5 protein-coding genes are annotated in these 5,824 nt (G+C 70.1%); 3 read left to right on the forward strand and 2 right to left on the reverse strand.

What is annotated here, in order from left to right:
* Positions 1-162: 162 nt before the first annotated feature.
* Complete coding sequence (locus AC27KI_RS17490; protein WP_284429330.1) at positions 163-1,419, reverse strand: patatin-like phospholipase family protein; 1,257 nt, start codon at positions 1,417-1,419, stop codon at positions 163-165.
* Between the two features lie 40 nt (positions 1,420-1,459).
* Positions 1,460-2,041 carry a restriction endonuclease gene (locus AC27KI_RS17495; protein ID WP_272569793.1) on the reverse strand — a complete coding sequence of 194 codons (582 nt, stop codon included), beginning with the start codon at positions 2,039-2,041 and terminating at the stop codon, positions 1,460-1,462.
* A 134-nt stretch (positions 2,042-2,175) separates the two neighbouring features.
* On the opposite strand from AC27KI_RS17495, the gene apbC reads away from it, so the two are divergent.
* The 3 genes from apbC to AC27KI_RS17510 all read left to right on the forward strand — a co-directional run.
* Complete coding sequence (gene apbC, locus AC27KI_RS17500; RefSeq protein ID WP_487114971.1) at positions 2,176-3,267, forward strand: iron-sulfur cluster carrier protein ApbC; 1,092 nt, start codon at positions 2,176-2,178, stop codon at positions 3,265-3,267.
* Between the two features lie 193 nt (positions 3,268-3,460).
* Positions 3,461-5,101 (forward strand): OFA family MFS transporter, encoded by a 1,641-nt coding sequence (locus tag AC27KI_RS17505; RefSeq protein ID WP_272564975.1) that lies wholly within the window; start codon positions 3,461-3,463, stop codon positions 5,099-5,101.
* 12 nt (positions 5,102-5,113) lie between these two features.
* A partial coding sequence (locus AC27KI_RS17510; RefSeq protein WP_487114973.1) for a Cache 3/Cache 2 fusion domain-containing protein occupies positions 5,114-5,824 on the forward strand: 711 nt, incomplete at its 3' end.

Genomic DNA, 5,824 nt, shown 5'->3' on the forward strand with positions numbered 1-5,824 from the left:
CCGGCCGGTGGATGCGTGCAGCCGGCGGTCAGCGCTGCGATCGCGGCCGCCGCCAGGCCGGTGCGGGCCGTGCGGGCGATGGCCGATGGGAAGTGGGGGCGGGGCGCGAAGGGCATCGGTTGTCTCCGACAGGAGGGGTGACTCCGGGCCGGGTGTGCGGGCTCAAACGGCAGGCGCCCGCACCGCGTTGCCCGCGTCGGCCCAGCCGAAGAATCGGCAGATCTCGCTGCGGCGCGCCAGGGCGTCCGCCCGGCCGAGGGCCATGAGTTCGCGCGTGTAGCCGGCCTCGAACAGCAGGTAGCTGGCCAGCGCGGCGCCGCGCACGTCCTGCATGTTGGAGGTCACGCCCAGGCCGCCCAGCAGCGTGCGGATGGGGCGGGGCAGCTCGCCCACGTAGCGGGCGGCCACCGCATCCAGGCGCTGCGAAGGCGCGATCACCAGCAGTTCCAGCGGGCGCAAGGGGCTGTGCGCGCGCACTTCGGGCGGGATGAGGGACAGCGTCTGGTTGATGCGCTGGGCGCGCTCCACATCCACCGACAGGGCGTCCAGGAAGATGTTGGACAGCGTGTGCCCGGCGATCTGCGCGAGCGACGGGTAGGCCGGCGCATCGCTGTGCAGCGCCTCGCCCGCCGGTTCGTGCATGCGGCCCGCGCCCACCACCAGGATGCGTTCGGCGCCCAGATGGATGGCCGGCGCGATCGGGGCGGACTGCCGCATCGATCCGTCGCCGAAGTATTCGGTGTGGCCGTCGATGCCCAGCGCCGTGGCGGGAAAGACGAACGGAATGGCCGACGACGCCAGCAGGTGATCGTGCGTGATGCGGTCGCGCGTGGCCTTGCGCTGCGAGCGCACCCAGGGCTGCTGCGCCTGCGCGGCCTCGAAGAAGGTCACGTGCTCGCCCGAGCTGTAGCTGGAGGCGGTGATGGCCAGCGCCTGCAGGTGCCCCTGGCGGATCAGCCGGGGCAGCCGCACCAGCGGCACCAGTTGCGTGAGCAGGCCGGTGAGCGGCGAGTTGTCCAGCAGCGAGCGCGGCCGCATGCGCCGCCAGCGCGCCAGCAGCCAGCCCAGCGACATCAGGGTGAGCCAGCCCGCGCCGCTGCGCATCACGCTCAGCGAATCGGCCCGGTACACCTGTTGCGCGTGGAAATTGCGCCACACGCGGGCGATGCGGCGCACGGCCCGGTCGAACTGGTCCGCCCCGCAGGCGAGGGCGGCCGCGTTGATGGCGCCGGCCGAGGTGCCGGTGATGATCGGAAACGGGTTGGGTTCGCGCCCCGCGCCGCACGCCATGCGCAGGTCGGAGATCGCCTCCAGCACGCCCACCTGGTAGGCCGCGCGGGCCCCGCCGCCGGTCAGCACCAGGCCGATGGGGCGGGGCGAGACGGGTTTGGCGGCGGGGGCTGCGGCGGAAGGGGGCATGGCGGGCCTCGGCGGATCGGTGGTCGTACCCGGCGTCGGATCACCGGGCGGTTGCGGTGCGGGGCGCCTTCAGCAGCAGGGCGGCCAGGGCCTCCCCCTCCATCAGCGTAATGCCGTGCTCGCGGGCATAGCCGCGGGCGTTATCGCTCACCGTGCCCTGCATCGCGATGTAGGTGCTGGCCGGCACGTCCTGCGCCCGGGCGGCCGCCTGCAGGTCGCGCAGCGGCTCGATGCCATGGGTGGCGGCCTTCCAGCGGCGTGCGCTCACCAGGGCGGTCTGGCCCGCTTTCTCCAGGTGGAAATCGGCCTGCAGGCCGGTGAGGCGGCGCACCGCGTAGCCCTCGGCCTGCCAGGCGCGCTCCAGCGCATCCGCAAAGGTGCGCCAGGGCATCTCCGCCGCCTGCCCCAGCACGGCCTGCACCCGCGCGCTGCTGGGCGCGCGCCACTGGCGCCAGGCGGCCAGGCAGCCCACGCCGAAGATCGGCAGGGCGCCCACCGCGGCGTACGGGGCGATGTGCGAGGGCAGAAGGGCGCCGCACACCAGCGCGATCAGACCGGCCACCGACCAACTGATCCACCAGGGCGAACGCAGCAGGATCGCGAACAGGGAGTTGGGGGCCATCTTGAATTTCACGGGAATCCTTGTACTGAACGGGTGGGCAGGCGTGGGCGGGCGCGGCAACGGTGCATTGTCCTCGGCCCTGCGGGGTTGGGAGATCAGGGAATAGACTACCGGCCCCTCAAGGAGTTATTGGCATGGCAGTCACAGAACAGGCGCTGTTGGCGGCGCTCGCGAGCGTAAGCGATCCGCACACCGGCAAGGATTTCGTCAGTGCGCGGGCGGTGCGCAACGTGCGCATCGCCGGTGGCGACGTGGCGTTCGACGTCGAGCTGGGCTACCCGGCCAAGAGCCTGGTGCCCGAACTGGAAAGCCAGTTGACCGCCGCGGCCCAGGCCGTCGCTGGCGTAGAGCAGGTGGCGGTGCGCATCACCAGCCAGGTCGTCGCGCATGCGGTGCAGCGCGGCGTGCAGTTGCTGCCGCAGGTCAAGAACATCATCGCCGTGGCCTCCGGCAAGGGCGGCGTGGGCAAGAGCACCACCGCCGCCAACCTGGCCCTGGCGCTCGCGGCCGAGGGCGCCAGCGTCGGCGTGCTGGATGCCGACATCTACGGCCCCAGCCAGCCCATGATGCTCGGCATCGAGGGCAAGCCCGAAAGCGCCGACGGCAAGACCATGGAGCCGATGCGCAATCACGGCGTGCAGGTGATGTCGATCGGGTTCCTGATCGATGCCGACCAGGCCATGATCTGGCGCGGCCCCATGGCCACCCAGGCGCTGGAGCAGCTGCTGCGGCAAACCCACTGGAAGGACCTGGACTACCTCATCGTGGACATGCCGCCCGGCACCGGCGACATCCAGCTCACGCTGAGCCAGCGCGTGCCCATTACCGGCGCGGTGATCGTCACCACGCCGCAGGACATCGCATTGCTGGATGCCAAGAAGGGTATCAAGATGTTCGAGAAGGTGGGCGTGCCCATCCTCGGGATCGTCGAGAACATGGCGGTGCACGTGTGCAGCCAGTGCGGCCACGCCGAGCACATCTTCGGCGAGGGCGGCGGCCAGCGCATGGCGGCGGAATACGGCATGGCCTACCTGGGCGCGCTGCCGCTGGACATGCAGATCCGCCTGCAGGCCGACACCGGCACCCCCACCGTGGTGGCCGACCCCGATGGCGAGGTGGCCCGCATCTACAAGAAGATGGCGCGCGACGTGGCGGTCAAGGTGGCGCAGCAGGCCAAGGACTTCTCGTCGAAATTCCCCACCATCTCCATCAGCAAGACCACCTGAGGCGGCCGCTGCCGGACGACCGGCGGCTTCGCCTGCACTGCTGTCCTTTCTGCTTCCTGACAGCGCGGAAAAACATGTCGCGTTGTGTGCAATGTGTCTTGACGTAGCTCAAGCAATGCGCTGACACTGGATCGAGAACCCGTGCCAGGGTGGCGCGCGGACGTCGAAAAAGAGCACAGCAGAGAGGAGTGGCATGTCATCCACACAACCCGGTTTTCTGGACAAGGAACGCATCATTGCCGGTCCCGGCTTCAACCGGTGGCTCGTTCCTCCGGCGGCCTTGGCGATCCACCTTTGCATCGGCATGGCTTACGGGTTCTCCGTGTTCTGGCTGCCGCTGTCCAAGGCCCTCTCCACGGCCGGCACCGGCGCTGCCTGCCCCAAGGACATGAGCTTCTTCGCGGAGCTGTTCGCCTCCGGCTGCGACTGGCGCGTGGCCACGCTGGGCTGGATGTACACCCTGTTTTTCGTGTTCCTGGGCTGCTCTGCCGCCATCTGGGGCGGCTGGCTGGAGCGCGCCGGTCCGCGCAAGGCGGGTGTCGTGTCCGCGGTGTGCTGGTGCGGCGGCATGCTGCTGTCGGCGCTGGGCATCCACCTGCACCAGTTCTGGCTGATGATCCTCGGCTCGGGCGTCATCGGCGGGATCGGCCTGGGGCTGGGCTACATCTCGCCGGTGTCCACGCTCATCAAATGGTTTCCCGACCGGCGGGGCATGGCGACCGGCATGGCCATCATGGGCTTCGGCGGCGGCGCGATGATCGGCTCGCCCCTCGCGGTGGACCTGATGAAGCGGTTTTCCACCCCCACCGACGTGGGCGTGATGCAGACCTTCGTGGTCATGGCGCTCCTGTACTTCGTCTTCATGATGGCCGGCGCCCTGGGCTACCGCGTGCCCGCCACGGGCTGGAAGCCGGCCGGCTGGACCCCGCCGCCGCCCAGCGCCAACACCATGATCACGCAGCGCCACGTGCACGTGAAGCGCGTCTGGGGCATTCCGCAGTTCTGGCTGGTCTGGGTGGTGCTGTGCATGAACGTGAGCGCGGGCATCGGCGTGATCGGCATGGCCTCGCCGATGCTGCAGGAGGTGTTCGGCGGCGCGCTCATCGGCGTGCCGCAGAAGTTCGGCGAACTCGACAAGGCGCAGCTGGCGGCCATCGCCGCCGTGGCTGGCGGCTTCACCGCGCTGCTGTCGCTGTTCAACATCGGCGGCCGGTTCTTCTGGGCCAGCCTGTCGGACAAGCTGGGCCGCAAGATGACCTACGTGGTGTTCTTCGTGCTGGGCGGCCTGCTGTACGCCAGCATCCCCAGCTCGGCCGGGGCCGGCAGCAAGCTGCTGTTCGTGGGCGCGTTCTGCATCATCCTGTCGATGTACGGCGGCGGTTTCGCCACGGTGCCGGCTTACCTGGCCGATCTGTTCGGCACGCAGTTCGTGGGTGCCATCCACGGCCGCCTGCTCACCGCCTGGGCCACCGCGGGCATCCTGGGCCCGGTGGTTGTCAACTACATGCGCGAATACCAGCTGGGCCTGGGCCTGCCGCGCGAGCAGGTCTACAACCAGACCATGTACATCCTGGTGGGCATGCTGGTCATCGGCCTGATCGCCAACCTGCTGGTGCGCCCGCTGGCCGACAAGTGGTTCATGACCGATGAAGAGCTGGCGCACGAGAAAAAGCTCGCGCACGAGAAATCGCTGGCGGCCGAGGTGGGTTCGGGCACCGGGGCCGGCAGCTCCACCAGCCCGGCACTGGTGGCGTTCGCCTGGGCTGCGGTGGGCATTCCCCTGGCCTGGGGCATCTACAAGACCCTGGTGAGCGCGGCCAAGTTCTTCCAGTAAGGGCTGGGCACCATGGTGCTGCCAGGCTCCCTTCACCGGCGGATCAACGCCGCCGCGGCACGGTTCGCCGCCGAGCACGCGGGCCGCTTCACGCTCGAGCCACCGCAGGGTGGCGCCGCTCAGGCGCCGCTGCTGCGTTGCGCCGGGCGCCTGCTGAACGGCGACTTTTCGGTGGCCGACCGCTTCACCGCGCAGACCGGCGTGCGCGCCACCGTGTTCGCCCGGCAGGGCAACGACTTCGTCCGCGTCGCCACTTCGGTGCGCAAGCAGGACGGCGAGCGCGCGGTGGGCACGTTGCTCGACCGCTCCCACCCGGCCTATGCCAACCTGCTGGCGGGGCGCGGCTATGCCGGCTACGCCACGGTGTTCGGCCGGCAGAACATGACCCGTTACGACCCGGTGCGCGATGCGTCCGGCCACGTGGTGGGCGTGCTCTACGTGGGCCTGGATGTCAGCGAGATTCCCGCTTTGAACCTGGCGGGCCGGCTGGCCCTGCTGGTGCTGGCGGTGCAGTACGCGCTGTGGGCGCTGGCCTGGCTGGTGCTGGCGCCACTGCCTGCCAGTTGGGTAGCGGTGGTGGCGGGCCTGCCGCTGCTGGCAGCGGCGGCGATCTACGGCATGGTGCAGCGCGGCATTGCCCGGCCGGTGGCGCAGGGCGCGCGGCGGCGCAGCGCATCGCCGCCGGCGACCTCACCACCCAGATGCATGTGGCCCGGCGCGACG

This window comes from Acidovorax sp. KPB24-03 (assembly GCF_057546605.1).

Coding starts and splice junctions, on each gene's coding strand:
- AC27KI_RS17495 (WP_272569793.1), bottom strand. CDS start 2,041: ATGGCCCCCAACTCCCTGTTCGCGATCCTGCTGCGTTCGCCCTGGTGG.
- apbC (WP_487114971.1), top strand. CDS start 2,176: ATGGCAGTCACAGAACAGGCGCTGTTGGCGGCGCTCGCGAGCGTAAGC.
- AC27KI_RS17490 (WP_284429330.1), bottom strand. CDS start 1,419: ATGCCCCCTTCCGCCGCAGCCCCCGCCGCCAAACCCGTCTCGCCCCGC.
- AC27KI_RS17505 (WP_272564975.1), top strand. CDS start 3,461: ATGTCATCCACACAACCCGGTTTTCTGGACAAGGAACGCATCATTGCC.